This is a genomic window from Streptomyces sp. G5(2025) (genome assembly GCF_049542075.1).
Lineage (GTDB): Bacteria > Actinomycetota > Actinomycetes > Streptomycetales > Streptomycetaceae > Streptomyces.
Genome location: NZ_JBMUZT010000006.1, coordinates 2,043,258 through 2,066,604, shown reverse-complemented (window position 1 = coordinate 2,066,604; position 23,347 = coordinate 2,043,258). Strand labels below are relative to the sequence as shown.

Genomic DNA, 23,347 nt, shown 5'->3' with positions numbered 1-23,347 from the left:
GCTAGACCAGCCGCTTCTCCATCAGCGTCACGCCGTACGTGCTCCCGTCGGCGGCCACCTTGCCCGGCAGCTCACCGACGACCGTGTACCCGGCCCCCTCGTAATACGCACGCAGCCGGGGGTTGGTCGACAGGCAGTCCAGCCTGCACAGCTCGCGCCCCGCCTCGGCGATCCGCCGCTCCGCCCGCGCGAGCAGCGCCCGCCCCGTCCCGGGCCGCGCCCCGCGCCGCACCATCAGCCGGTGCACATAGCCCGCGACCGGAGCCCGCACGCCCCAGGCCGGCTCGTCGTCCCACCACAGCTCGTACGCCCCGACGACCTCGGCCCCTTCCTCGGCGAGCCACACCTCCTCCACCCCGGAGGTGATCAGCCGCCGGAAGTGCCCCGCGTCCTTGCCGCCCGGCTTCCACTGGTCGATGCCGTGCTCCAGCATCCAGCGGGCCGCGCCGTCGTAGAGGCCGACGAGGGTGGCCGTGTCGGCCGTGTCCGCACCGCGGAAGGTCAGCTCTTGCGTCGTCTCTGGCGTCGTCATGGCGATCACCGTAACGGCCCCCACCCACCGACCGACCGGCCTGGACCTGGACGACTCCTACCGCGCGGCGTCGGCCGACTGAGGAGCCAGCGCGACGAGCCGGCCGATCAGGTCGGCGAACGGGCCGTCGGCCGGTTCGTCGGCGAGGACGGCGCGCAGCAGCGCCGCCATCTCCTCGTCGTAGGCAGCGCTCACCGCGGTCAACGCCGCGAAGTCGTGGACGAGTTGCAGTTCCAGCTCCGCGCGCGGCACGCGCCGCCCGTCCAGCCAGAGCAGCGCCGTGGACTCCGCCAGCGAGATCCAGGACCGCACGACGAGTTCGAGCCTGGCGGGCGGCTCGGTCACCCCGAGGTGCGCGAGGATCTGGTCGTACGCGGCCTGGCGCACCGAGTCGATCAGCGCGTTCGTCGCCGACGCCGTCCCCACCGCGCAGCCGCCGCCCGCGGAGACCGCGGGACCGCCCCGCATCAGCGCGGAGAAGCCCGCCCCGTGGTCGTCGACGAAGGAGAGGAAGCGCCTCATGACGCGCAGCAGCCGTGCCCCGAGCGGACCCTCACGCGGCTCCACGAACCGCTCGGCCAGATCCTCGGCCGCCCGGCGCAACGCCGCCTCGTACAGGCTGAGTTTGCCGGGGAAGTAGTGGTAGACCAGCGGCCGCGAGATGCCCGCGGCCGCCGCTATCTCGTCGATGGAGACGTCGTCGGGCGAGCGGTGGCTGAACAGGTCGAGCGCGACCCCGATCAGCTGCTGCCGCCGCTCCTCGACACCCATCCTGCGGCGCACCCCGGTAGTCATACGAACACCTTACCGAGCGGAACCGGCCCCTCGACGGCCCGGCCCCGCCCGGCACTTCACAGATCCAGCACGAGCCGCTCACCGTGCGCCCGCGAGACGCAGATGAGCATCGAACCGGCCCGCTCGGCGTCCGTGAGCAGCTCGTCGCGGTGGTCGACCTCCCCTTCAAGGACCCGCTGCCGACAGGTCCCGCAGAACCCCTGCTCGCAGGAGTACGCCGTGTCGGGCAGCTCCGCGCGGACCGCGGCGAGCACCGTGCTGTCCGCGGCGACCGCCACCGTGCGTCCGCTGCGCCGCAGTTCGACCTCGAAGGCCGCGTCGCCCCCGGCGCGGGCGCGCCGCGTGAACCGTTCCAGGTGCAGCGAGCACCCCTCGGGCAGTGCGGCGCCGACCGCCTCCATCAGGGCCTCGGGGCCGCATACGTGCACGGCGGCGCCCGCGGGCGTCCCGCTCAGGAAGGCAGCCGCGTCCGGCAGCCCGTCCTGGTCCTGCGCGACGACGGTGACCCGCCCCCGCCCCTCCTCGCCGAGCTTCCCGACCTCTTCGAGGAACGGCATCGAGGCACGCGACCGCCCGCCGTAGAGCAGCCGCCATGGCTTCCCCGAGGCCTGAACGGCCCGCAGCATCGGCAGGATCGGCGTGATCCCGATGCCCCCGGCGACGAAGACGTACGAGGGGGCGTCGGCGAGGGGGAAGCGGTTGCGTGGCCCCCGCACCACGACCTCGTCGCCCTCCCGCAGCCCCTCATGCACCTCGCGCGAGCCGCCCCGGCCGCCCTGCTCGGCGCCGATCAGCCGCGTCGCGACGGTGTACGAGGAGGAGTCCTCGGGGTCGCCGCAGAGCGAGTACTGCCGTACGAGCCCCGACGGCAGTACGAGGTCGAGGTGGGCGCCCGGCCGCCACGGCGGCAAGTCGCTGCCCGTCAGGCGTAGTTGGACGACTCCGTCGGCCACGCGCTCGTGCCGGGCGACACGCAGCCGCAGCGCACGGGGGCGCGGCCGCCCGGACACCGGCTCCTCCAGGGCGGGCAGCGGCCACAGCGGGGAGACCGCGACGCGGCGGCGCAGGGCCCGCCGGGCGAGCAGGGCACCGCCCGCGACAAGGGCAAGGGTGGGCAGGCGGGACACGTCAGACGCCCCGCTGTCCGGCGGCCGCCTTCTCGGCGGCGGTGGCGGCCGGTGAGGAGGCGAGGTAGGCCACGGCCTGCGCCGTGCTGCCCTCCTGGGAGGGGTGGTAACCCCGGCTCAGATAACGGGGGATGGAGCGGACCATGGCGCCGGTGGTCGGCAGCGTGCCCGCGCGTCCGCTGCGGTGGAACTCCTTGAAGCTCGCCCTGCCGTCGACGAGCGTCGGGTCGTTCTCCATGAAGAACCGCGCCCCGCGCTGCCAGAGGAAGACCAGCGCGGTGAAGGCGGTCGCCCAGGTCCGCACCCGGCGCCGGTAACCGCCGTCGACGTGCAGGAAGAGGTCGAAGGCCACCGACCGGTGCTCGACCTCCTCGGCGCCGTGCCAGCGCAGCAGGTCCAGCATGGTCGGGTCGGCGCCCCTGTGGTCCAGCTCCGTCGCGTTGAGGACCCAGTCGCCGAGGAAGGCGGTGTAGTGCTCTATGGCCGCGATCATCGCGACGCGCTCCATCAGCCACCAGCGGCGTGCCCTGCCCGGCGGCAGGGTGCGGTCCCCGAGCAGCTTCTCGAAGAGCCAGTCGACCTGCGCGGTGTACGGCGTCGGGTCGAGCCCCCGCTCCTTGAGGTGCGGCAGGACCTCGTCGTGGGCCTGCGAGTGCATCGCCTCCTGGCCGATGAACCCGATGACGTCCTCACGCAGCCGCTCGTCCCGGATGTACGGCAGGACCTGCTTGTAGACGTGCACGAACCAGCGCTCACCGGCGGGCAGCAGCAGATGCAGCACGTTGATGGTGTGCGTGGTGAACGGGTCGTTGGGCAGCCAGTGGAGCGGGGTGTCCTCCCAGGAGAAGGAGACGTCACGTGCCTTGAGCGGTATGTGCTCGGACGCGACGGGCTCGGGCGCCCGGCTGTGCGTACGAGACCGGCTGTGCGTGTGAGACATGCCGTCAATGTACTGACGGGTAGCCGGGTGGTACAGGGGTCGGCGGCCGGGAGTTCACCGGCCGCCGCTCACCGCAGCGTCGACACCTTCGTGCCGTCCGCCAGGGCGCCGGTCAGCCGGGCGCGGGCGGTGCGTTCCGTCCTGACCGCGAGGACGTTGCCCTGCGCCCGCTCGCCGCCGGACGCGGTCAGCGACGTGACGTCCTTGCTGCCCGCGCCCAGGAGGTACCAGGTCCCGCCCGGTGACTTCCACCGGACGCCCGCGAGGACGCGGGGCTCGCGGGGGCCGCACGCCGGGGTGTTCTCGGCCTTGGCGGCGACGGCGCCCGTGGGACCGTCGGCCGTCTGGAACTGGGCGAGGGCCCGGCTGCCGGGCCCCCGCCAGGTCTCGGCCCGGGTGCACACCCACTGCGCGGCACCGCCCGTCTCGGGGAGCGTCTGACGGGCGTACGCCCAGGAGTTGACGGACCGCACGCCGTGCGAGCGCACCGAGGCGAGGGAGCAGGCCGACTTGGTCCAGTCGGCGGGCGCGGCCTCGCGCGGCGCCTCCGGGCGGCCCGCGGTCAGCCGGGCGGGGGCCAGCTCGCCGAGGTCGGTCGCCATCCGCACGGCGCCGGAGTGGTCGCGCATTCGCAGCGCGTTCCAGGAGGTGCACCGGCCGTCCTGCGCGGGACCGGCGAAGGGTTCGGTGACGCCGTCCGCGTCGCGGCGCAGGGCGAGGGCCTGCCCGGCGGGCTTCAGCAGGTCACGGACGGCGGTGGAGCGCACCCAGGGCGCCGTCAGGTAACGGACGTTGCCGTCGGCCCGGTTGACGACGAGGGCGCTGGCCTCGGGGCCGCTCGCGCCGTCCACGCGGGCGAAGTCGAGCGCGGCGCCGCTCGTGCCCTCCTTGGGCTCGGCGTAGCGCGCGACGCGCAGCCCGTCGTAGAGCAGCACCACGCGCGCGGCGTCGACCTCCCCGGCGTACAGCAGCTGCGCCGGGCCGGGAGGCGCCCCCGAAGGCGTGCCCGGGGTGGCCGAGACCTGGACGGACTCGCCGGGCCGCGCCCAGACGGCGAGGGCACGGCGCAGCAGCGCCTTGTCGTCGACGAGGCCGCCGCGCGCGGGCCACACGGAGAAGTCGGTGCGCGCGGAACGCCGCCACGCCCCGGCGGCCGCGACCGTCAACTTGCCGGGGTCGAGAGCGGCTTGGGCGGCGGGGTTCTGGGCGTACGGGGGCGCGGCGGCGCCGTCGGGCCCCCACCCGTCGCCCGGCAGGCCGAGGAGCGCCCCGCACACCAGCGTGGCGAGAGCCGCGACGCCCGCCGCCTTCAGGTGCTGCCTGCGCCGCATCAGGTCGGTCGGCCTGGCGTGCAGGGAGCAGGGGTCGAACTCGGGGGAGGCCAGCAGGGCGTAGCGCGCCTCGACGGAGTCCGCCTCGGCGAGGGCGTCGTCCGGGTCGTCGCAGCCTGCGGCCGTGAGGACCGCGCGGACCCCGGCGTCGTCGAGCGTCTCCAGGCCGCGCAGGACGTAGGCGGCGCGGGCGGCGCCCGACAGCTTGGCGAGGCGCTGGTCCAGGGCGAGTTCGTCGGCGCCCCCGGAGCGCGGGAAGAGCCGCAGCCCCCGGACCTGCGGCAGCAACGGGGCAGCTGGGCCCGGCGGGGCCAGGACCGCCACGTCAGGGGCAGTCCGGCGTCGAGCGCGCCGCGCACCACCTGGAGGCGTACGTACGCGTATCCGGGGTCCCGCTGGTGTCCGCCGCCCCCGGCGTTCTGCTGGGAGGGGATGGTGACCGCCGTGCCCGACGTGCGGCCGCGCGGCAGGGCGCGCTGGGTGAGGGCGTGGGCGGTCAGGACCCGCCGGTTGCGGCCGAGGCTCGGCGGCAGCACCAGATAGGCGAGCCGGACCAGGCGCGGGTAGTGCTCGACGAGGGCGGCCTCGGCCTGCTCCACGTCGATGACGGGGGCGGGACCGCTGGCGCTCGCGGACTGCGGCTGCTGGGACTGCACATTCGACGACACGTTCAGCAAAACGAGCGAATCGTCGGTTGGTCACCTCTGCCCGGACCGGTGGTCAACCCGTGCCGGGCCGGTGGTCAGCTCATGCCGGGCCGGGCTCCACGAGCGCGCGGGCGTAGTTCGCCATCGACCGCTGGTAGCGCGGCAGATGGGGTGCCAGCGCGCCGAGCACGAGGGCGAGGCCCTCGCGCTCGCGGCCGAGGGAGGTCAGGCACAGGGCCAGGACGGCACGGACGGCGTCGTCCAACTCGTCCGGCCCGGCGTCAAGTTCGGGGGTGAGGAGCGCGACGCCCTCCTCGGCCCGTCCGACGTTCCGCAGCGAGCTGGCCAGTTGGATCAGCGCGCGCCGCCTGCGGTGACCGCTCAGGCCGCGCTCCAGTGCCTCCTGGTAGAGCGGCACGGCCCGGTCGGAGTGGCCGGTGGAGTCGAAGGCGCAGGCCCGCTCGAAGAGGCCGGCGGGGTCGCCCTCGGGCAACTCCGCCGCCAGGGCGTCGAGCAGCGCGCGGAACTCCGCGGCCCGGTCCTCGCCGTAGGTGTCGTACGAGGCCCAGGTCTCGTCGACCCGCTTCTCCCAGTCGTCGTCCACGCCCTCACCCTCGCACACAAGTGCCCACCTACGACAGGTGTTTACGGCGTCACCGCCCACCCGCTGAACTCCACGGTCCCGCGCTCCCCGGAGCCGCCGTCGGTGGCGCTCATGAACATCCCCACGTCCTGCGCGGCGGCCGCGCCCGGCACGGCCACGGTCGCGACGGTCCGCCAGGTGGCCCCGCCGTCCGTCGAACAGGCGCCGGTGAAGGAGCCCCCGGAGCGGGTGAGCCGCAGCAGCACCGGCGCCCGCACCCCGGTGATCCGCTGGTAGGTGTCCAGCGTGCCGTCGCCGTTGGTGTCGTACGACAGCACGACGCCGTTGGCCGGGGTGACGGAGAGGTTCACGAACCCCCGCGAGCCCGGCGTGGCCAGCGCGGTGCGGGTGATGATGCCCGCCCTGGCCCAGGGGCCCGTGGGCGCCTGCGCGTCGACCCGCACCGTCACCGAGACTCCGTCGCGCAGCGCCCCCTGCCGGTACAGCGTGCCGTACTCGGTGGTGCCCTTCCACAGGTCGGTGCCGCCCCCGTCGATCGCGTACCGCCCGTCCAGCTCGCCGAAGACGGCGGCGCTGTTGGTGTACGTCCGCCAGCCCGCGCCCACCGGCCCGGCCTCGAACAGCGTCCCCTCGTGGACGTACCGCACCCGCCGCTCGCCCGCCGGGCCGTACCGCACGCCGATCTCGTACGGCAGCGGGCGCAGCGGCCGGTCCAGGGGCGTGTCCGGCGCGTCCACCCGCCAGGTGGCCTTCCCGGTCCCCGCGGGCGCGACCCTCGGCAGGGACACGGGCCCCGTCGGCTCCGCCGCCATGCCGGTCAACGCGAAGTCGACGCGGCCGGTGGCGCGCAGCCCGTTGACGTTGCGGAAGACGGCGCTCACGCGCGCGTGGCCGCCGGGCGGCATGGCGGGCGGCTCGGCGGTGACGGTCACGGACCCCTGGTAGGGCGCCCGGGCGAGGACGGAGCGCACCCGCGAGGCGGTGCGGTACGCATCGCCGACGGGCCGCAGCGGGCAGTCCGCGCGCTCCCGCGTCCAGGGCTCCTCGAAGGCGAACCAGTCGACCGGCCGCGGCGCGCGGCCCGCGGCCAGCGCGTCGGCCAGTTCGTCGAGCCACTTCTGCCAGCGCGGCACGTAGAAGCCGCTCATCAGGCCGTGCCACTCGCGGTTGCCGTAGTCGTGGAGCCTGCCGCCGTCGGCGGTGGCGCGCTCGCCCCAGGTGGTGATCAGCACCTTGGCGGTCCGCTCGAACTCGGCGCACTCGGCGTCGGTGGTACCCATGCGCCGCGCGGCCTCGATCCAGGGGCCGAGCAGGAACGCCGGGTCGGTGCCGGTCACCTCGTCGGAGAGCCGCATCAGCCGCAGCCACAGCGTTGACAGCGCGCGGAAGCTCTCCCGGTCCTTCCGCCGGTACGCCGTCCGCAGCTGAGGCAGGAGCTGGCGGGCACGGTGCGCGAGCGCCTGGCGGGCGACGTCCACCAGGTCGTACCGGTAGGCGGCGCTGCCCCGCAGCGGGCCCGCCACCCCGAGCAGTCCGGCGAGCGCGGCGTCGAAGCGGCCCGGGTCGTAGGTCAGGGCGCGCGGCGCGTACTCGGCGGCGCGGTTCGCCGCGAGGTCGGGGCGGGCGGCGAAGAGGGAGTCGTGGGGGTCGCTGCGCTCCACGGCGGTGTGCTGATAGGCGGTGTCGTGCAGGGCCCGCCAGGCGGCCCGCGCGTCGCGGTCGCGCGCGCCGTACCGGAAGTCGGCGTACGAGGAGAACCACGCGGCCCGGTCCAACGGGCCCTGTGTCCAAGCCAGTTCGGAGAAGAGCTCGAAGGCGGCGGGGTCGCGGTCGGTGGCCTCCGGCATGAAGGCGGTGCCCACCAGCGCGCTGCCCGGCTTGTCGCGCCAGGCGAAGAACTTCTCGCTCCACAGGTGGGTGCGGGCGCCGATCGTGGTGCGCCCGCCGAAGTTGGGGATGGTGCCGAAGGCGTAAGGCGTGCCGCCCCAGTCCTTCTCCCGGTCGGTGACGCTCGCGAACCGGTCCGAGACGCCGTCGACGATCAGCATCCGCTTCTTGTCGACGGCGTCGAGCAGCGCGGGCAGCGGATTGGATTCCCACCCGAGAATCACCCAGACGGCCCCCGGTCTCGCGCGCCGCAGGGCTCTCTCGACGCCTCTGGCCGCGTCGGGCACGGGCACGTCACCGGCGGTGCCGCCCTCGTGCAGCAGGTCCATCTTGAAGAGGTCACAGGGGCCGAAGAGCTCCTTCTGGTGCCGGTAGAAGGAGGCGGCGACCTCGGCGAAGGCGGTGGTGCGCGGATCGAGCCAGTCCGGCCGCTTGAACCCGTGCCAGACGCCCTGCGGCACGACGCGCGCGTCACCGCCGTTGCGCGCGACGAAGCCGTCGGGCACGTGCCCGTAGTAGCCGGGCAGGACGGGCGCGATGCCGAGCGCGCGCAGCCGGCCGGTGATCCTGCGGCCCAACTCGGCGCGGTCGTCGATGAGCCGCCGGGAGAGCGGGCCGCCGTATCCGGCGAGGTTCTGGAGCAGCCACCACGGCTGGTGCGAGGGCGCGGGCAGCCAGGCCCTGGCCTCCGCGTCGGAGTAGCCGAACTCCTTCAGGAGCCGGTGGTAGACGGCTTCGGCGCCCGCCACCACCAGGACTTCGTTGCAGCCGTGCAGGGCGAGTACGTCGATCATCCGCTCCCAGTACGCCCAGTCGGCGTACGGCGCGGTGTACCCGTCGTTCGTGTCGTTCAGGGCGAACCGGTGGGGGAGCGAGGTCGACCGCTCCAGGGGCCGGGCCGGGGCGGGCAGTCGGCGCGGCACGTCGAGCTGGCTGCCGTTCCAGGTGATGTGGGCGCCGCACACGTACTTCAGGTACCAGTGGACGCCGGTGAGCAGCACCGCGGGTGTCGTGCCGGACACCTCGATCCGCCCGGTGGCCCCGGTGACCCGGAAGCGGTCCGTACGCCCTTCGGCGGGCACGAGCCTGAGCCGGAACTGCTCCGCGTGACGCGGCAGGAGTCTGTTGAGCGCGGCGCGCGCGTCATCCGTATCGAAGGCGGGGGCCTTCGTGGGCCCCCCGGCGGCGAGGGCCGGCAGCGGGGCCGCGCCGAGGGCGGTGCCGAGGCCGAGGGCCCCGGCGGTGCCGAGCAGGGAACGACGGGATGGTTCGGACATGTGTACCCCCTGGGATGAAGGCTGGGGCGCACGGTATCCCCGCGCCATGCCGTGCGTGACGCAACCGCGGAAGATGGCGGGTTCGGCTCGCCGGGAGAGGCTGGAGAGACAGTGAGGGCAACACTGGCGGCGCGGAGCGCGCTTTCGGGCATGGCGGCGGGAGTACTGCTCGCGGTGGCGGGGTGCGGCTCAGGGGGCGACGGCACACCGGCCACGGCGAGCGGCAGCCTGGAGCAGCTGGCGGCGAGGGCGAGGTGCAGGGCGGACATCCAGACGGACGCGGCCGAACTGCGCCAGGCCACCTGTGCGGACGGCGCCCGGCGCTACGTCCTCGTCACCTTCACGTCCGCCCGTGGCCAGGCCGAATGGCTCGACGTGGCGGACGACTACGGCGGCACGTACCTCGTCGGCGGGCGCTGGGTCGCGGTCGGCGCCCGCAAGGACATCGCGGCGCTGCGCGACCGGCTCGGCGGGACCGTGGTGGACGCCGCGGGCAAGCACGGCGGCGGCCACCACGGTCACCGGTCGGACTGAGGCGGGCGGTCGGCGCCGTCAGGTGCAGCGCTGCCCGGAGTTGACGCAGCCCGCCACGCGCCGCATCAGCCGCTCGTCGAAGACGTTGATGAAGTCGCCGTGGTCGGTGACGGGTTTGTGCAGCTGCTCGGGGAACGAGTCGACGGCGAAGCCGGGCCCCGGCGGCACGTCGTACACCACGCGCTGGACCAGCTGCGGGATCGCCCGGAAGCCGCGCGGGCAGGCGCCGCTCCGCGGGTCGGCGAAGGCGACGTGGGTGCGGTGGTTGGCACTGTCGGTGTTGCGCCCGTCCCAGCAGCTCTGGAAATTGAACGTCCGCACCACCTTGCTGCCTTCGGGGCAGATCGGGTACTTGTCCTTGAGCTGGCGGTTCTCGAAGCCCGTGCAGCTCCACGAGGCGTTGGCGTTGGCGTCGCCGTTGGTGAAGGCCTTGGCGTCGCCGGTGATGACGCGCAGGAAGCGGGGCATCGCGACGACCTTGCCCACCGGGCTGCCGGTGAACTTCAGGGTGACGGAGGACGGGGTCTGGATCTCGCCTACGTTCTGGTCCTTGCCGCCGCCGTCCGCCTGGGCGTCGTCTTCGGCCGTGCCGTTCTGGAGCCGCAGCACGGGCCAGTAGTACGTCGACTTGTCGCCCTGGTTGCGGCAGCTGGTGCGGCCGTTCGCGAGGTCGTCGTCGCCGGAGAACGCGTCCGTCGCCTGGTTCCCCACGTAGTCGTGCATGTGGTGGGCGCCATTGCTCACGCCCGGCGCCACGATGACGTTGTCGGGGTTGAACTTGCCGTTCTCGTTCCGCCCGCAGTCGGTGGTGAACGTCCCGCGGGAGGCGCCGCGGCGCGCAGGGGGACGCTGGACGTTGGGCCGGACCGATGTGATGTCGACGAAGTCACCGGCCACGGGGCCGTTCCCGCTCTGCCCTTGGCCTTGGCCTTGGCCTTCCCCCTGTCCCTGCCCCTGGTCGGAGGCGCGCACAGTGCACGGGGCCATGCTGTCGAGCCCTTCGGGCCGGGTGCCCGCGCGGTCCATGGCGTCCTCGATCTCGCCGAGCGTGCCGCGCCGCTGGTCCTCCAGGGGCGGCAGCACGGACTCCTGGGCCCCGGCGTCCTCGGCCTTGCTGAACCGGTCGTAGGCCCGCGTGATCTGACTGTCCAGTTCGGCGAGCCGGTCGTCCACCGCGCCGCGCGCGCCCGGTGGCACCTCCGGCAGCTGATTCGCCACGTCCGGGCAGCTGATGGTCGACAACGGCCGCCCGGCGGCCGAGGAGGGGGGCTGTCCGGCGCCGTCCTCGGCGTTGGCGTAGACGTTGACGGCGACGAGGCCGCCGCCGCCCATGACGAGAGCCGCGGACGCGGCGGCCAGGCGCCGCGCCAGCTTTGATCGTTTTCGTGAGGTGCGTCCCATGCGGCTACATACGCATCACGGGCCCGGCGCGTTCAGCGCCCCTGGTCCAGATGGGCCAGGACCGCGAGCACCCGCCGGTTGTCGTCGTCGGAGACCGGCAGGCCGAGCTTGCCGAAGATGTTCGACGTGTGCTTGGCGATCGCCCGCTCCGTGACGGTCAGTTGGGACGCGATGGCCGCGTTCGACCGGCCCTGCGCCATGAGTTCGAGCACCTCGCGCTCGCGCGGCGTGAGCGCGCCGAGCGGCTGCTCGGTGGAGCGCCGGGACAGGAGCTGCTGGATCACCTGCGGGTCCATCGCGGTGCCGCCCGCCGCGACCCGGCGCACGGCGTCGACGAACTGCGCCGCGTCGAAGACCCGGTCCTTCAGGAGGTACCCGACGCCGCCGGTGCCGTCGGCCAGCAACTCGCGCGCGTACAACTGCTCGACGTGCTGGGAGAGGACCAGGACAGGCAGCCCGGGCCGGGCCCGCCGGGCGGCCAGCGCGCACTGGAGGCCCTCGTCCGTGTGGGACGGCGGCAGCCGTACGTCGACGACCGCGACGTCCGGCTCCAACTCGGCGAGGGCCTTGGCGAGTTCGGGGCCGCTCTCCACGGCCGCCGCGATCTCGAAGCCGAACGCCTCCAGCATCCGCACCAGGCCGTCGCGCAGCAGGAAGAGGTCTTCGGCTAGGACAACGCGCAAGGGATCTCCATGGTCACCATGGTCGGACCGCCCGCGGGGCTGCTGACGGCCAGTACGCCGTCGAATGTACCGAGCCGGCGTTCGATGCCGCTCAGCCCGGACCCCGCCCCGAACGCCGCCCCGCCCTTGCCGTTGTCGGTGACGGCGATGCGCAGCATGCCGTCACCGTGGTGCAGGTCCACCCAGACGCGGTCGGCACCGGAGTGCTTGATCGCGTTGGTCAGCGACTCGCTCACCGCGAAGTACGCGGCCGACTCGACCGGCGCCCCGGCCCGCCCCGGCAGCTCCACATCGACCTCGGTGGCGATCGGCAGGCGCAGCGCGAGGGCCTTCACCGCGTCGCCGAGGCCGCGCTCGGCGAGCACCGGCGGGTGGATGCCGCGGACCAGGTCGCGCAGCTCGCTCAGCGCCTCGCCGGAGTCCTGCCGGGCCTTGGCCAACAGCTCCTTGGCCTTGGCGGGGTCCGTCTCGATGAGCGCCTCGATGGTGCCGAGGTCCATGCCCATGGCCACCAGGCGGGCCTGCGCGCCGTCGTGCAGGTCGCGTTCGATGCGGCGCAGCTCGGCGGCGGAGTTGTCGACCGCGTCGTGCCGGGTCTCGGTCAAGCGGTCGACACGGCGGGCCAGTTCACGTTCTCGCATGGCCGGGGTGGGCGCGAGGAAGGCTCGGGCGAGGAGGAAGTGCGCACGGACGAGGGAGGTGTTGACCAGGACGCCGAGCACGAAGAAGCCCACGCCGAGCGCCGCCGCCTGGTTGGCGGTGGACTGCGAGGTGACGTGGATGAAGGCGTACCACTCGCCGCCGCCCGCCTCGTGGATCGGCTTCCACACGCCGAGCGCGAGGACAAGGCCGTACACCATGTAGAGCGGCAGCACCGGGGCGAAGACCGCGACGACGGTGCCCGCGGTCATGTTCACCAGGAGCCACTGGAGGTCGCGCCAGGTCGCCGGGTCCTTCAGCATCAGCGTGCAGCGCTCCACCTGCCCCGCCACGCCGCCCCGCAGGTCGGCGGGGAGGGGCCGGTAGGGCACCGGGATGTCCACGCCGGACCACGCGGCGGCCCGGATGCGCTGGGCGTCGGCGTACTTGCGAACGGCCGTCAGGACGACGGGCGTGGTGAAGAGCCCGATGCCCAGCAGGATGAACGCGATCGACAGGACCGAGAACACGAAGAGGACGATCGAGCCCACCAGCGAGACGATCGTCAGATAGAGGCCCTGCGCCCCCGCGGTCATCGCGTTCTTCAGTCTCGTCATGGTCAGCAGTCCCTCTCGTCAAGCCGACAGCCCGGCAGCCCGGCAGTCCGGCAGTCCGGCGGCCCGGCAGCCCGGTCGCGTGCTGCGTCCGGGCCGGGAACAGTCTCGCCGGTGCGACGGGGGCGGGTCATTGGGCTTTCCACCCGGGCGGGGGGTGTACCTGACGACACCCCCGGCCCCGGACTCCCGGGCGTGAGGCGGGACTTGTCCGACGTTGCGCGGCGATCCGCGAGGGCGTCACGCGCACGGCGGGCGCGGTGACCGGCGCTTCGGCACGCTGTCGACGCAGGACACTCCTGCCGCGGCACCCCACCGACGTACCCGCCCCCCCGGCGCCGCGCCGAGGGGCGGGACACCTCACAGCCCCAGCGCCTTCGCCTCCTTCTCGGGGGCGAGCCCCACCACCGGCCGGTCGGGGCGCTGGGGCGGGGTCCCGCCGATGGAGCGGAGCCACTCCCACGTGTCGCGGACCGTGTCCATGACGGGCCGCGTCCTGAGCCCCGCGGCGACCGCCTTCTCCGAAGAGGTGCGGTGCATGGTGTCGTGCAGCTCCCCGGGCGCCAGCCACACCGGCAGCTCCCTCCACTGCTCGATGCCCGCCTCCAGGATGACCTCGGGCTCGGTCCAGCGCAGCTCCGCGTCGCCGCCCACCACCCGCGCGCACGCGTCGAGCAGCTCGCCCATGGTGATCCGCCCCATGGGGCTGATGAGGTTGTACGCGCCGTGCAGTTCCGCGACGGCGGCGTCGAGGACCCACTCCGCGAGGTCCCGCACGTCGATGTACTGGATCTCCAGGTCCCGCGGCCCGGGCGCGAGGACGGGCCCGCCCCGCGCGATCCGGTTCAGCCACCACGGCAGCCGTCCGATGTTCTCGTAGGGGCCGAGGATCAGCCCGGCCCGCGCGAGCACCGTCCGCTCCGGCCCGAAGGCGTCGAGCACGGCCAGCTCGCCTCCCCGCTTGTCCGGCGCGTACTCCGACGCCTCGGCGTCCGGGGCGCCGTCCACCACGGGGAAGCTCTCGTCGGAGCCGGCCACGCCCGGATACCGGTAGACGGAACCGCTGGAGATGTACACGTACCGCCCGGCCCGCCCCGCGAGCAGCCGCGCCGCGTCCCGTACGACGTGCGGCGCCGACGACCAGGTGTCGACCACCACGTCCCACTCGCCCTCGGCGAGCCCCGCGAGGCCGCCCTCGGCGGTGCGGTCGCCGTGGAGGACGCGGGCCCCCTCGGGCGCCGCGTGGCGGCCGCGGTGGAAGACGGTCACCTCCCAGCCGCGGGCGAGCGCCGCCTCGGTGACGGCACGGCCCACGAACTCGGTACCACCCAGTATCAGAAGTCTCACGGGAGGACTCTGTCCTGGTCGCCCCGGCCGGGGGAACGTCTTCTGCTCCCAGCAGACGGCGGATTCAGCGTGCGGCCCCCGGCGCGTACTTGTACCCCACCCGCCGCACCGTCTGGATCGTCCCGCGGTGCTCGGCGCCGAGCTTGCGCCGCAGCCGCGCGACGTGGACGTCCACGGTGCGGCCGTCGCCGACGTGGCCGTACCCCCAGACCGTGGTCACCAACTGGTCGCGGGTGTGCACCCGGTGGGGGTGCGCGACGAGGTGCGCGAGCAGCTCGAACTCCAGGTAGGTGAGGTCGAGCGGGCGCCCGTCGACCTCGGCGGAGCGCTGGACGGGGTCGACCCTGACCGGCCCGTCGGCCGACGCCCTCGGCTCCTGCGGCTCCTCCCGGCCCTGTACGACCGCGGGCGCCTGCCCGGCGGGCACGAGCACGAGGTAGCCGACCATCGGCGGCTGCCCCGGCAGGGACGGCAGGGCGTGTTGCGGCGCGGGCAGCCACGTGGCGCCCGGCGGCAGGAAGTCGGCGATCGGCACGGTGGGACGGGGATCGTCGGGGTCGACGGCCCGCAGCCGCCCCCGAGCGGCGGAGACGGAGGCAGCGGTGGCAGCGGCGGTGAAGGTACGGGAGTTCGCCATGTGAGGTCAGCTCTTTTCGCGCGAAGAAGGAGTCGAGTCGTCGAGAAGACAGACGTACGTCGTGCTCGCGCCGGGCGAAGGCCGGGTGAACGGCTTTAGAGGGCCCGCGCGTTCATCGCGCGGCAACACATGCGGTCGAAGTCGTGATGCTGCCGGGAGGGCCAGAAGGGCTCAAGGTCGTGACGACCCGTCGCGGAGTTCTGGTTGCTGCTGCCCATGCCCCCCATTGAAGCAGATGGGCGGACGACGGCGGGGGCGCCCACCGCGATCGGTGGGCGCCCCCGGCCGGTGGCGATCAAGGCAGGCCGGGTCAGACCTGGCCTGCCTTCTCCAGGGCGGCGCAGCACGTGTCGACGAGGAGGCGCGTGACGACGTACGGGTCGACGTTCGCGTTCGGGCGGCGGTCCTCGATGTAGCCCTTGCGGTCCTGCTCGACCTGCCACGGGATGCGGACCGAGGCGCCGCGGTCGGAGACGCCGTAGCTGTACTCGTTCCACGGGGCGGTCTCGTGCAGGCCGGTCAGCCGGTCGTCGATGCCCGCGCCGTAGTTCTTGACGTGGTCCATCGGCTTGGAACCCTCGCCGAGGGACTCGCAGGCGGTGATGATCGCGTCGTACCCCTCGCGCATGGCCTTCGTCGAGAAGTTGGTGTGCGCGCCCGCGCCGTTCCAGTCGCCCTTGACCGGCTTCGGGTCGAGGGTCGCGGAGACCTTGAAGTCCTCGGCGGTGCGGTAGAGCAGCCAGCGGGCGATCCACAGCTGGTCGGAGACCTCCAGCGGGGCGAGCGGGCCGACCTGGAACTCCCACTGGCCGGGCATGACCTCGGCGTTGATGCCGGAGATGCCGAGACCGGCCTTGAGGCAGTTCTCCAGGTGCGCCTCGACGACATCACGGCCGAAGATCTCGTCCGAGCCGACACCGCAGTAGTAGCCGCCCTGCGCGGCGGGGAAGCCGCCGACGGGGAAGCCGAGCGGACGGTCGCCCTCGAAGAAGGTGTACTCCTGCTCGATGCCGAAGATGGGCTCCTGCGCGGCGAAGCGGGCCTCGACCTCGGCCAGCGCGGCGCGGGTGTTGGACTCGTGCGGCGTCATGTCCGTGTTGAGGACCTCGCACAGGACGAGGACGTCATCGCCGCCGCGGATCGGGTCCGGGCAGGTGAAGACCGGCTTGAGCACGCGGTCCGAGGCGTGGCCCTTGGCCTGGTTCGTGCTGGATCCGTCGAAGCCCCACAGCGGCAGCTCGGCACCCTTGGAGTCGTCCCCGAGGATCTTCGTCTTCGAACGGAGCTTGGCGGTCGGCTCGGTGCCGTCGATCCAGATGTACTCAGCCTTGAAGGTCACGGGGGCCTCATCCTTGAAACGTTCGGTACGGCGCAGAACGTGCGGGTGCTGCGGTGCCGTGGTGATGAGCGGCAGCCTGGCAATCCGCGATTTCCCGGCCGTTGCCCTCATGTGAACCCCGTGTTACCTGGGGCAGGTGTGGCTCACGTCACTTGATGACCGCGTTCGCGGCGGCGATGACGAGGCCGATCGCCGCGTCCGCGCCGCCGAGCAGGACCGCCGACCGCCGCCGGTAACCGGCCCGCAGCGCGGCGAGGGTGCCCCAGCCGAAGAGGAGCGCGGCGTTCAGCAGCAGTCCGGTGGAGGTGACGGCGGGCTCGGGCCAGTGGAAGGCGCCGGCGAGGAGCAGCAGCGCCACGGTGGGCCAGCAGGCGACGATGACCGGCCACTCGTCGAGGAGCGCCCGGCCCAGCTGCCCCCAGCGGTGGAGGGCCGGGCCCGGCCGGTGCGCGGACATGTGGTGGGCGTAGCCGTGCGCGAGCGCGGCCGTGCCCGCGGTCACCATGACCCAGGCCGCGTCGTAGCAGGGCGTGTAGACGGCGCCCTCCGAGTGCAGCGCGGCCAGCAGCGCGCTCGCGAGGACCGTTCCGTATACACCCCCGAACATCAAGCTCCGCACAGCGCGCTCCTTTCTCCGCGTTCTCCCTCTGCGTCCTCCGGAGCTTTCAACGCTATGCAGGGCTATGTAACGGTTATCCGTATATGTCCCATCGGTACGCGGTCATCGGCTTCCGGGGGCGTCGGCGGCTTCCCGGGCGTGGTCGAGCACCCCGCCGAGAAAGCCCTTGACCGCCGCGAGCTGCTGCTCGTCGTACTCCTGGAGCAGTTCCACCACCCGCTCGATGAGCGGGCCGAAGAAGGACCGGCCGAGCGCCACGGCCCGCTCGTCGATCTCGATCAGCACCCGGCGCCGGTCGTGCTCGTCCCGTACGCGGCGGACGTGACCGAGCCGTTCCAGGCGGTCGATGAGGCCGGTCGTGCCCGCCGAGTGCAGGCCGAGCTCCGCGCCGAGCCGCCCCGCCGTCATGTCCGCGCCCGCCCGCCGCGCGTCCATCAGGCAGATCAGGGCGCGTACGTCGGTGGGGTGCATGCCGTTGCGCACGGCGAAGTCGGCGTTGCGCCGGCTCAGTTCGACGGTGACGGCGCGCAGGAGGTGGACGATCTCCATCTCGGTGTCCGGGCTGTCAGACATGGTCTCCCTCGGCTATTCTCTCGCTCAGCGAGATAATAAGAGGAGAGGGACCCGTGCAGGGGCCCACGGAGGGACCCATGGCTGACACCGACGCGTTCCGGGCGGCGTACGACGCGGTCCTCGCCAAGTGGCCCGAGGGCACCGCGACGCGGACCGTGCCCACCCCGTTCGGGCGGACGCACGTCACGGTCCACGGCCCCGCCGGCGGCGCTCCGCTCGTACTGCTGCCCGGCGGCGGCGCGACAGGCCTGAGCTGGTTCGCGAACGCGGCCGAACTCTCCCGCGCGCACAGAGTGTTCGCCGTCGACCTGATCGGCGACCCCGGGCGCAGCGTCCCCGCGCCGGAGCGGCCGATCCGGACCGTGACCGACCTGACGGCCTGGCTGGACGCCCTGCTCGACGGCCTCAAGATCCCGGCGGCCGACCTGGGCGGGCACTCGTACGGGGCCTGGATCGCCCTCCACTACGCTCTGCGCGCGCCCGGCCGCGTGCGGCGCCTGGTGCTCCTCGACCCCACGCGGTGCTTCGCCGGATTCCGCCCCGGGTACCTGCTGCGCGCCCTGCCGACGCTGCTGCGCCCCTCGGCGCGGGCCACGCGCGCCTTCCTCGCCTGGGAGGCCGGCGGCGCCCCGCTCGACGCCGACTGGCTGGCGCTCCAGGAGCGCGCCGCCGACTTCCCCGCCGTCAGGCCGGTCACGGGCCCGCGCCCGGCCCCGGCCGCCCTGCGCACCCTGCGCCCTCCCGCGCTGGTCCTCCTCGCGGAGCGCAGCCGTGTCCACGACGTCCGCGAGGTCGCCTCCCGTGCCGCCGCCCTGCTCCCGGACGCGACGGTGGCGACCCTGCCCGGCGTCTCGCACCACGCGCTCCCGCACGCCCGCCCGGCCGAACTGGACCGGGCGGTGGGGGAGTTCCTGTTCCGTACGGCGGTGTAACGGGCGTCAGCGGGAGAGCGCGTCCCGCACCGCCTCCTCCGTGCGGGCCACCACCGCCGTGCCGTCGTCCGCGATTGGGGCCTCCCCTGCTCCTTAAGAGCTTGGGGAAGACGGGGCGCTGGATCAGCTTCGGGTGCTCCGCGAGGGCCTTGATCCAGCGGGCGCGGCCCGAGGCGTCGCGCGGCCAGGCCTCGCGGTCCTTGAGATTCAGGTCCTTGGCGGCCTGCTCCTGGGTCCGCGTGATGTCCCAGGGTTCGAGGCCGAGGCGATCGAGCACGGCGCTGATCTCGTCCTCGGTGGGTACGTCGTCCAGGTAGCGGCGCACGGTGTAGTCGGCGCCCTCCGCGTCGAGCAGCGTCAGGGCGCTGCGGCACTTCGAACAGGCGGGGTTGATCCAGATCTCCATGCCCACACGCTACCTCCGGAACACCCGCCCCAGGGTGCCCGGCGCGCCCTTATTCGAACACCCCAAAGGCCGTCTGGCCAGCGGCGATTGTCAGTGCCCCGCAGTAGAATCACAGTAGTGTTCGAGGGCGCCCGACGGGGGGCCCCGACCGCGACAGGAGGATGCCCGTGCCCGCTGCCGCACTGACGACGAAGCGTGTTTCCCGACCCGTACTGATCGACCTGCCGTACGCACCACTGGAGAAGAAGGCGCTCCCCGCCGGACGCCCGCGCGAGTGGTACGTCAACCACAACCGCCGCCTGAAGGCCATGCGCCTCGCGATCGCCCTGCTCGACTCGGGCGTCCATCTGCCGAACCAGGCGAAGAACAGCATGATAAGGAGCATGGCCGAGGAGGTCGGCATCCACCCGCCCTCCGACATCACGTGCCACATGGTGCGCGCGCTGATGCGCTACAGCCGCTGAGCAGACGCGCTACAGCCGGTGAACAAGTAGGGGGCCCGTGGCGGGAGTTGACCGCCACGGGCCCCGTTTCGGCTTCGGCGTGGTCCCGTGCGCTCATGTGTGCGATGGGACATGCTGGGCCCATGACCCAGCCGGAACCCGTCGGTGAACTGCCGCTCCTGACGACCGTCGAACTCCCGGACGGCGCCCGCGTTCCGGTGCGCGCCCTGCGGGCCCCCGCGCCGGACCGCTTCCTGCCGTCCGGCTCGGGACCGGCGCCGGGACCGCCCCCGGCCCCCGCGGTCCTCATCCTCCCGGCGATGGGCACCCCTGCCCGCTTCTACCGCCGCTTCGCCCGCCACCTGCACGACGAGGGCCTCACCGTGCTCACCGCCGACCTGCGCGGCCAAGGCGAGGCGACGCCGTACGCCACCGATTGCGGCGCGCACGGCCACGGCTACCGCACGCGCGGCCACGGCTACCGCACACGCGACCACGGCTACGGCACGCGCGATCACGGCTACCGCGCGCTCGTCGAGGAGGACCTGCCCGCCGTCCTCAAAGCCGTCCGCGCCGAGCTGGGCCCCGAGTCGCCCCTGCACCTCCTCGGCCACAGCCTGGGCGGCCAACTCTCCCTGCTGTATGCCGCTTTGGGTGCCGGCCCGGACGTCGACGGCGTGGCGCTCATCGCCTCGGGGTCCGTCTGGTTCCGCGCGTACGGCCCGCTGCGCGCCCCCGGTCTCCTCCTCGGCGAACTGCTGATCGCCGCGACGGCGACCGCGCTCGGCCGCTGGCCCGGCGCCCGCCTCGGCTTCGGCGGCAACCAGCCCAAGGGCGTCATGCGGGACTGGGCGCACCAGGGGCTCACCGGCCGCTACGCCGCCAAGGGCTCCGCGCTCGACTACGAAGCGGCCCTGGCCGCCCTGGACCTGCCCGTCCTCGCGGTCTCCGTCGAGCACGACACCCTCGCCCCCGCCTCCGCCCTCGACCACCTGCTCGGCAAGGTCCCCCGGGCCCGCCTCACCAGGCGCCACTACACCGCGCGGGAGGCGGGCGCCCGCCTCGACCACTTCGCGTGGACCAAGGCGGGCGGGCCGCTCGCCAAGCAGGTGGCGGCGTGGGCGGTGGCCGAAGAGCGCTCCGGCCGGGGCCGGCCGCCCGGCTCTAGCGGATCTGCTCGGGGGTGACCGTCAGCCACCGCTTGTCGGCGGTCACCTTCTGGCCCAGCTCGCGCTGCCGCCCGGCGTTCTTCTTCTTCATCCCGTCGAGCTGCTTCATGTACGCCTCCTTGCGGTTGACCCAGACGCGTACGCCGCCGTGCTCCACGTCCGCCGAGTGGAACAGCATCGGGCCGTCGCTGACCGGGGTGTCACCGGCGGCGAGGATCGGCTTCTTCCACTCGTCGATGTACGTGTTGATCGCCGCGGGCTTGCCCTCGTACCAGGTCAGCGGCGCCCACAGGTGCGGCGTCAGCTCCCGCCCGGCGAGCTTCGCGCGGTCCTTCTCGCCGAAGCGGCCCTCGGCGATCTCCTTGCGGGAGCTGGTCACCTCGCCGGTCTCACGGTCCTTCAGCTGCATCGACACCCCGATGACGTTCCGCGGCTTGACTCCGTAGCCGTACTTCGGGTCGGCGAGGACCATGCGCACCAGGTCCTCGCTGGCCGCGCTGACCACGTACACCTCGATGCCGTGCGCCCGCAGCGTCTTGTAGAGCTGCCGCATGCCGTTCGACAGCTCGGGCGGCTTCACCTCGGTCCTGGTGACCTTCCCGCCCTCGTAGTACTCCGCGGGGATCGGCTTCTTGTACGCCAGGAGCTCGTCGACGTACCCCTTGAGCTCCTTCAGCGTGAACCCGGAGAAGATCTGCGCGGCCCAGGGGTAGCAGACCTGGTCGTCCACCTCGCACAGCCGGTTGTAGTAGCTGTAGAGGCTCTCCTTGTGCGCGGCCGTGTCCTTGAACGGGATGACCTTCAGGGACGGGTCCATGGTCTTGCGGGTCAGCACGCCCTTCATCTCCAGGAAGGGCAGCAGCGACTCCTCCAGGTCGCCCCGGTACGAGGTGTTGTCCGCGTCGAAGACGGCGTACGCGCCCTTGTGGTCGTTCGCGGCGATGACCTTGCCGAGCTTCCTCGCGACCGGCTTCGGCCAGTGCGACAGCTCGCGGGCGGTGGCGGCCGAGGTGTCCGCCGCCGTCGCCTCGCCCGCGGGCCACAGCGCGCCGCCCGCGAGTACGGCGGCGACGAGCGCCCCCACGCCACCGATGAGGGCCCGCTTGTTCTTGGCTCGTACTGCCATGTTTCCCGTGTCCCGCCGTTCCTGAGTGCGTTGCGCGGCTCCGTCCGGAGCGGCGCGCCATGCTATGGGCCACGCCGCGCGATTCCCATGATCGAAGTCACCGGGCGGGGCGGGCATGGGGGCGGGTGGTGGCGGGTAGCGGAGAGGGACCTCGCCGCCTGGGCGTCCGCGGGGCGTTCGCGGGGTGAGCGGGCCGCGCATACTGGGACGTATGGGCTCCCGTGAGTTCGTCCGGGCCGTTCCCCGGCTCGACGGCATGGTCGTCTCCGCGGTCGGCTACCGCACCGCGGGGCAGCGGCCCGCCCTGCACCGCGGCCTGCCCTCGCCGTATCTGACGGTGATCTTCTCGCTGGACGGGGCGATCGCCACCGGCGGTACGCCCGCCCAGGCGACCGGCGCGGACGCGGTCCGCACCGACATCATCGTGGGCGGCCTGCACCAGGCCCCCGCCTACGTCGCCCAGCCCGAGCACGAGGCGGGCGTCCAGCTCGCCGTGCACCCGCTGGCCGCCCGCGCGCTCCTCGGCCTGCCCGCCGCCGAACTGGCCGGGCAGCTCGTCACCGGCGGCACCGACGTGTTCGGCGCGCGCGCCGCCGAGGTCCGTGAGCGGCTGTGCGGCCTGGACACCTGGGAGGACCGTTTCGCCGCCCTCGCCGACTACCTGCGGCAGCGCGCGGACCGGCCCGCCGGAGCCGTGCGTCCCGAGGTCGCCGAGGCCTGGGCCCGACTCGCCCGGCACCGCGGCGCCGGGAGCCTCGGCGGTCTGTCCCGGCACGTCGCCCTCAGCGAGCGCCGCCTGACCACCCTCTTCCGCGCCGAGACCGGGCTGAGCCCCAAACAGGCCGCGCGCCTGATGCGTTTCCAGCACGCCAGGACTGCCGTGGCCCGCGCCGTGGCGGCGGGCGGCCCGTCGGACCTGGCCCGGGTCGCCGCCGACACCGGGTACTACGACCACTCCCACCTCGTACGGGACTTCCGGCAGTACACGGGGGTGAGCCCCACCGGATGGCTGGCCGAGGAGTGCCGGAATATCCAAGCCGGGGCGCATGGCGGAGGCGAAGAGTGAAGACATGAACACCACACCTGACAGCACTCGGCAACATCGGCCCGTCACACCCGCCCCCACGGTCTCGGCAGGCCCTCCAGGCGCGGGACGCCCCCGCCCTGATCGACTTCCTCGTCGACACCGTCGGCTTCCTGCGCACGGCCGTGTACGAGGACGGCGGCCGCGTCGCCCACGCCCAGCTCGACTGGCCCGAGGGAGGCGGCGTCATGCTCGGCTCGTACGACCCCGAGGCGACCGCCGAGGCCTGCGGGAAGCCGGGCACCTCCGGTGCCTATGTCGTCACCGACCGGGTGGACGACCTGTACCAGCGCCTCCGCGCGGCCGACGTGAAGATCACCGCGGAGATCGAGGACAAGCCGTACGGCAGTCGCGAGTTCGCCGTCCAGGACCCGGAGGGAAACCGCTGGTCCTTCGGCACCTACCGGGGTGAGCCCAGGCCGGACCCGGGCCGGTGAAGGCGCGTGATAACTTGCGCAAGCCAGTCAAACCCACACCTGGGCCAGGGAATCCGGTGCGAATCCGGAACTGACGCGCAGCGGTGAGGGGGACGGGCGGGGCCACGGCCACTGGGTGTCTTCGGACGCCTGGGAAGGCGCCCCGCCCGGTTCGATCCCGAGTCCGAAGACCTGCTGGCGCCTCCGCTCGCATACCGGGCGGCGGAGGCCGTGACGCAGACCAG

At 73.4% G+C, this 23,347-nt stretch carries 22 protein-coding genes, 2 pseudogenes and 1 riboswitch; of the genes and pseudogenes, 6 read left to right on the top strand and 18 right to left on the bottom strand.

Translation table 11 applies throughout. The annotated features are described in order from the left end of the window. Position 1 precedes the first annotated feature (1 nt). The 7 genes and pseudogenes from ACOBQB_RS20245 to ACOBQB_RS20215 form a co-directional block, all read right to left on the bottom strand. Positions 2-532 carry a GNAT family N-acetyltransferase gene (locus tag ACOBQB_RS20245; RefSeq protein ID WP_423593577.1) on the bottom strand — a complete coding sequence of 177 codons (531 nt, stop codon included), beginning with the start codon at positions 530-532 and terminating at the stop codon, positions 2-4. A gap of 57 nt (positions 533-589) precedes the next feature. Beyond that, the gene (locus ACOBQB_RS20240; protein WP_423593576.1) at positions 590-1,327 is read right to left on the bottom strand and encodes a TetR/AcrR family transcriptional regulator; all 738 of its coding nucleotides are present in this window, start codon (positions 1,325-1,327) and stop codon (positions 590-592) included. A 56-nt stretch (positions 1,328-1,383) separates the two neighbouring features. Continuing rightward, positions 1,384-2,454, bottom strand: a complete 1,071-nt coding sequence (locus ACOBQB_RS20235) for a PDR/VanB family oxidoreductase (protein WP_423593575.1) — start codon at positions 2,452-2,454, stop codon at positions 1,384-1,386. A 1-nt stretch (position 2,455) separates the two neighbouring features. Beyond that, on the bottom strand, positions 2,456-3,394 hold the full coding sequence (locus tag ACOBQB_RS20230; RefSeq protein ID WP_423593574.1) for a metal-dependent hydrolase: 939 nt from the start codon (positions 3,392-3,394) through the stop codon (positions 2,456-2,458). A gap of 68 nt (positions 3,395-3,462) precedes the next feature. Continuing rightward, positions 3,463-5,381, bottom strand: a pseudogene (locus ACOBQB_RS20225) (hypothetical protein). A gap of 91 nt (positions 5,382-5,472) precedes the next feature. Further along, complete coding sequence (locus tag ACOBQB_RS20220) at positions 5,473-5,976, bottom strand: tetratricopeptide repeat protein (RefSeq protein WP_423593573.1); 504 nt, start codon at positions 5,974-5,976, stop codon at positions 5,473-5,475. A 41-nt stretch (positions 5,977-6,017) separates the two neighbouring features. After that, positions 6,018-9,140 carry an alpha-N-acetylglucosaminidase gene (locus ACOBQB_RS20215; protein ID WP_423593572.1) on the bottom strand — a complete coding sequence of 1,041 codons (3,123 nt, stop codon included), beginning with the start codon at positions 9,138-9,140 and terminating at the stop codon, positions 6,018-6,020. Positions 9,141-9,290: 150 nt separating this feature from the next. On the opposite strand from ACOBQB_RS20215, the gene ACOBQB_RS20210 reads away from it, so the two are divergent. Then, complete coding sequence (locus ACOBQB_RS20210) at positions 9,291-9,674, top strand: hypothetical protein (protein WP_423593571.1); 384 nt, start codon at positions 9,291-9,293, stop codon at positions 9,672-9,674. A gap of 18 nt (positions 9,675-9,692) precedes the next feature. On the opposite strand, the gene ACOBQB_RS20205 is transcribed toward ACOBQB_RS20210, so the two are convergent. From ACOBQB_RS20205 to ACOBQB_RS20165, 9 genes are all read right to left on the bottom strand, one after another. After that, positions 9,693-11,075, bottom strand: coding sequence for a DUF1996 domain-containing protein (locus tag ACOBQB_RS20205; RefSeq protein WP_423593570.1), 1,383 nt, complete (start codon positions 11,073-11,075; stop codon positions 9,693-9,695). Positions 11,076-11,107: 32 nt separating this feature from the next. Then, positions 11,108-11,758 (bottom strand): LuxR C-terminal-related transcriptional regulator, encoded by a 651-nt coding sequence (locus ACOBQB_RS20200; RefSeq protein WP_423593569.1) that lies wholly within the window; start codon positions 11,756-11,758, stop codon positions 11,108-11,110. Beyond that, positions 11,743-13,014 (bottom strand): sensor histidine kinase, encoded by a 1,272-nt coding sequence (locus ACOBQB_RS20195; RefSeq protein ID WP_423593568.1) that lies wholly within the window; start codon positions 13,012-13,014, stop codon positions 11,743-11,745. Before ACOBQB_RS20195 ends, ACOBQB_RS20200 begins: the two co-directional genes overlap by 16 nt. A gap of 357 nt (positions 13,015-13,371) precedes the next feature. Continuing rightward, the gene (locus ACOBQB_RS20190) at positions 13,372-14,358 is read right to left on the bottom strand and encodes an NAD-dependent epimerase/dehydratase family protein (RefSeq protein WP_423593567.1); all 987 of its coding nucleotides are present in this window, start codon (positions 14,356-14,358) and stop codon (positions 13,372-13,374) included. Positions 14,359-14,422: 64 nt separating this feature from the next. After that, on the bottom strand, positions 14,423-14,995 hold the full coding sequence (locus ACOBQB_RS20185; RefSeq protein ID WP_423593566.1) for a winged helix-turn-helix domain-containing protein: 573 nt from the start codon (positions 14,993-14,995) through the stop codon (positions 14,423-14,425). A 95-nt stretch (positions 14,996-15,090) separates the two neighbouring features. Further along, entirely contained in the window at positions 15,091-15,213 is a 123-nt protein-coding gene (locus ACOBQB_RS20180; protein ID WP_275590045.1) for a hypothetical protein, read from the bottom strand. A gap of 92 nt (positions 15,214-15,305) precedes the next feature. Further along, the gene (glnII, locus tag ACOBQB_RS20175) at positions 15,306-16,334 is read right to left on the bottom strand and encodes a glutamine synthetase (RefSeq protein WP_423593565.1); all 1,029 of its coding nucleotides are present in this window, start codon (positions 16,332-16,334) and stop codon (positions 15,306-15,308) included. Between the two features lie 148 nt (positions 16,335-16,482). Continuing rightward, positions 16,483-16,953 (bottom strand): hypothetical protein, encoded by a 471-nt coding sequence (locus ACOBQB_RS20170; protein ID WP_423593564.1) that lies wholly within the window; start codon positions 16,951-16,953, stop codon positions 16,483-16,485. Between the two features lie 102 nt (positions 16,954-17,055). Beyond that, the gene (locus tag ACOBQB_RS20165) at positions 17,056-17,526 is read right to left on the bottom strand and encodes a MarR family winged helix-turn-helix transcriptional regulator (RefSeq protein ID WP_423593563.1); all 471 of its coding nucleotides are present in this window, start codon (positions 17,524-17,526) and stop codon (positions 17,056-17,058) included. Between the two features lie 77 nt (positions 17,527-17,603). Here ACOBQB_RS20165 and ACOBQB_RS20160 point away from each other — a divergent pair, with 77 nt between their 5' ends. Beyond that, positions 17,604-18,458, top strand: a complete 855-nt coding sequence (locus tag ACOBQB_RS20160; protein WP_423593562.1) for an alpha/beta fold hydrolase — start codon at positions 17,604-17,606, stop codon at positions 18,456-18,458. 6 nt (positions 18,459-18,464) lie between these two features. On the opposite strand, the pseudogene ACOBQB_RS20155 reads toward ACOBQB_RS20160, so the two are convergent. After that, a pseudogene (locus ACOBQB_RS20155) lies at positions 18,465-18,864 on the bottom strand (ArsC/Spx/MgsR family protein). Positions 18,865-19,031: 167 nt separating this feature from the next. Between ACOBQB_RS20155 and ACOBQB_RS20150 the strand changes: the two are divergent. Next, positions 19,032-19,328 (top strand): hypothetical protein, encoded by a 297-nt coding sequence (locus tag ACOBQB_RS20150; RefSeq protein ID WP_423593561.1) that lies wholly within the window; start codon positions 19,032-19,034, stop codon positions 19,326-19,328. 122 nt (positions 19,329-19,450) lie between these two features. Further along, positions 19,451-20,494, top strand: coding sequence for an alpha/beta fold hydrolase (locus ACOBQB_RS20145; RefSeq protein WP_423593560.1), 1,044 nt, complete (start codon positions 19,451-19,453; stop codon positions 20,492-20,494). On the opposite strand, the gene ACOBQB_RS20140 is transcribed toward ACOBQB_RS20145, so the two are convergent. Beyond that, positions 20,472-21,602, bottom strand: a complete 1,131-nt coding sequence (locus ACOBQB_RS20140; protein WP_423593559.1) for a haloacid dehalogenase-like hydrolase — start codon at positions 21,600-21,602, stop codon at positions 20,472-20,474. The two genes, ACOBQB_RS20145 and ACOBQB_RS20140, sit on opposite strands and share 23 nt — an antisense overlap. A gap of 211 nt (positions 21,603-21,813) precedes the next feature. Here ACOBQB_RS20140 and ACOBQB_RS20135 point away from each other — a divergent pair, with 211 nt between their 5' ends. Both ACOBQB_RS20135 and ACOBQB_RS20130 read left to right on the top strand, forming a co-directional pair. Then, entirely contained in the window at positions 21,814-22,668 is an 855-nt protein-coding gene (locus ACOBQB_RS20135) for a helix-turn-helix domain-containing protein (RefSeq protein ID WP_423593558.1), read from the top strand. A gap of 17 nt (positions 22,669-22,685) precedes the next feature. Then, complete coding sequence (locus ACOBQB_RS20130; protein WP_423598608.1) at positions 22,686-23,123, top strand: VOC family protein; 438 nt, start codon at positions 22,686-22,688, stop codon at positions 23,121-23,123. 7 nt (positions 23,124-23,130) lie between these two features. After that, positions 23,131-23,316: riboswitch (cobalamin riboswitch) on the top strand. The last annotated feature ends 31 nt before the right edge of the window (positions 23,317-23,347 follow it).

Excerpts from the sequence above, each read along its gene's own strand:
- ACOBQB_RS20245 (WP_423593577.1), bottom strand. The coding sequence starts at position 532 with ATGACGACGCCAGAGACGACGCAAGAGCTGACCTTCCGCGGTGCGGAC.
- ACOBQB_RS20240 (WP_423593576.1), bottom strand. The coding sequence starts at position 1,327 with ATGACTACCGGGGTGCGCCGCAGGATGGGTGTCGAGGAGCGGCGGCAG.
- ACOBQB_RS20230 (WP_423593574.1), bottom strand. The coding sequence starts at position 3,394 with ATGTCTCACACGCACAGCCGGTCTCGTACGCACAGCCGGGCGCCCGAG.
- ACOBQB_RS20215 (WP_423593572.1), bottom strand. The coding sequence starts at position 9,140 with ATGTCCGAACCATCCCGTCGTTCCCTGCTCGGCACCGCCGGGGCCCTC.
- ACOBQB_RS20210 (WP_423593571.1), top strand. The coding sequence starts at position 9,291 with ATGGCGGCGGGAGTACTGCTCGCGGTGGCGGGGTGCGGCTCAGGGGGC.
- ACOBQB_RS20205 (WP_423593570.1), bottom strand. The coding sequence starts at position 11,075 with ATGGGACGCACCTCACGAAAACGATCAAAGCTGGCGCGGCGCCTGGCC.
- ACOBQB_RS20195 (WP_423593568.1), bottom strand. The coding sequence starts at position 13,014 with ATGACGAGACTGAAGAACGCGATGACCGCGGGGGCGCAGGGCCTCTAT.
- ACOBQB_RS20185 (WP_423593566.1), bottom strand. The coding sequence starts at position 14,995 with ATGGCGAACTCCCGTACCTTCACCGCCGCTGCCACCGCTGCCTCCGTC.
- ACOBQB_RS20180 (WP_275590045.1), bottom strand. The coding sequence starts at position 15,213 with ATGGGCAGCAGCAACCAGAACTCCGCGACGGGTCGTCACGACCTTGAG.
- ACOBQB_RS20165 (WP_423593563.1), bottom strand. The coding sequence starts at position 17,526 with ATGTCTGACAGCCCGGACACCGAGATGGAGATCGTCCACCTCCTGCGC.
- ACOBQB_RS20160 (WP_423593562.1), top strand. The coding sequence starts at position 17,604 with ATGGCTGACACCGACGCGTTCCGGGCGGCGTACGACGCGGTCCTCGCC.
- ACOBQB_RS20145 (WP_423593560.1), top strand. The coding sequence starts at position 19,451 with ATGACCCAGCCGGAACCCGTCGGTGAACTGCCGCTCCTGACGACCGTC.
- ACOBQB_RS20140 (WP_423593559.1), bottom strand. The coding sequence starts at position 21,602 with ATGGCAGTACGAGCCAAGAACAAGCGGGCCCTCATCGGTGGCGTGGGG.
- ACOBQB_RS20135 (WP_423593558.1), top strand. The coding sequence starts at position 21,814 with ATGGGCTCCCGTGAGTTCGTCCGGGCCGTTCCCCGGCTCGACGGCATG.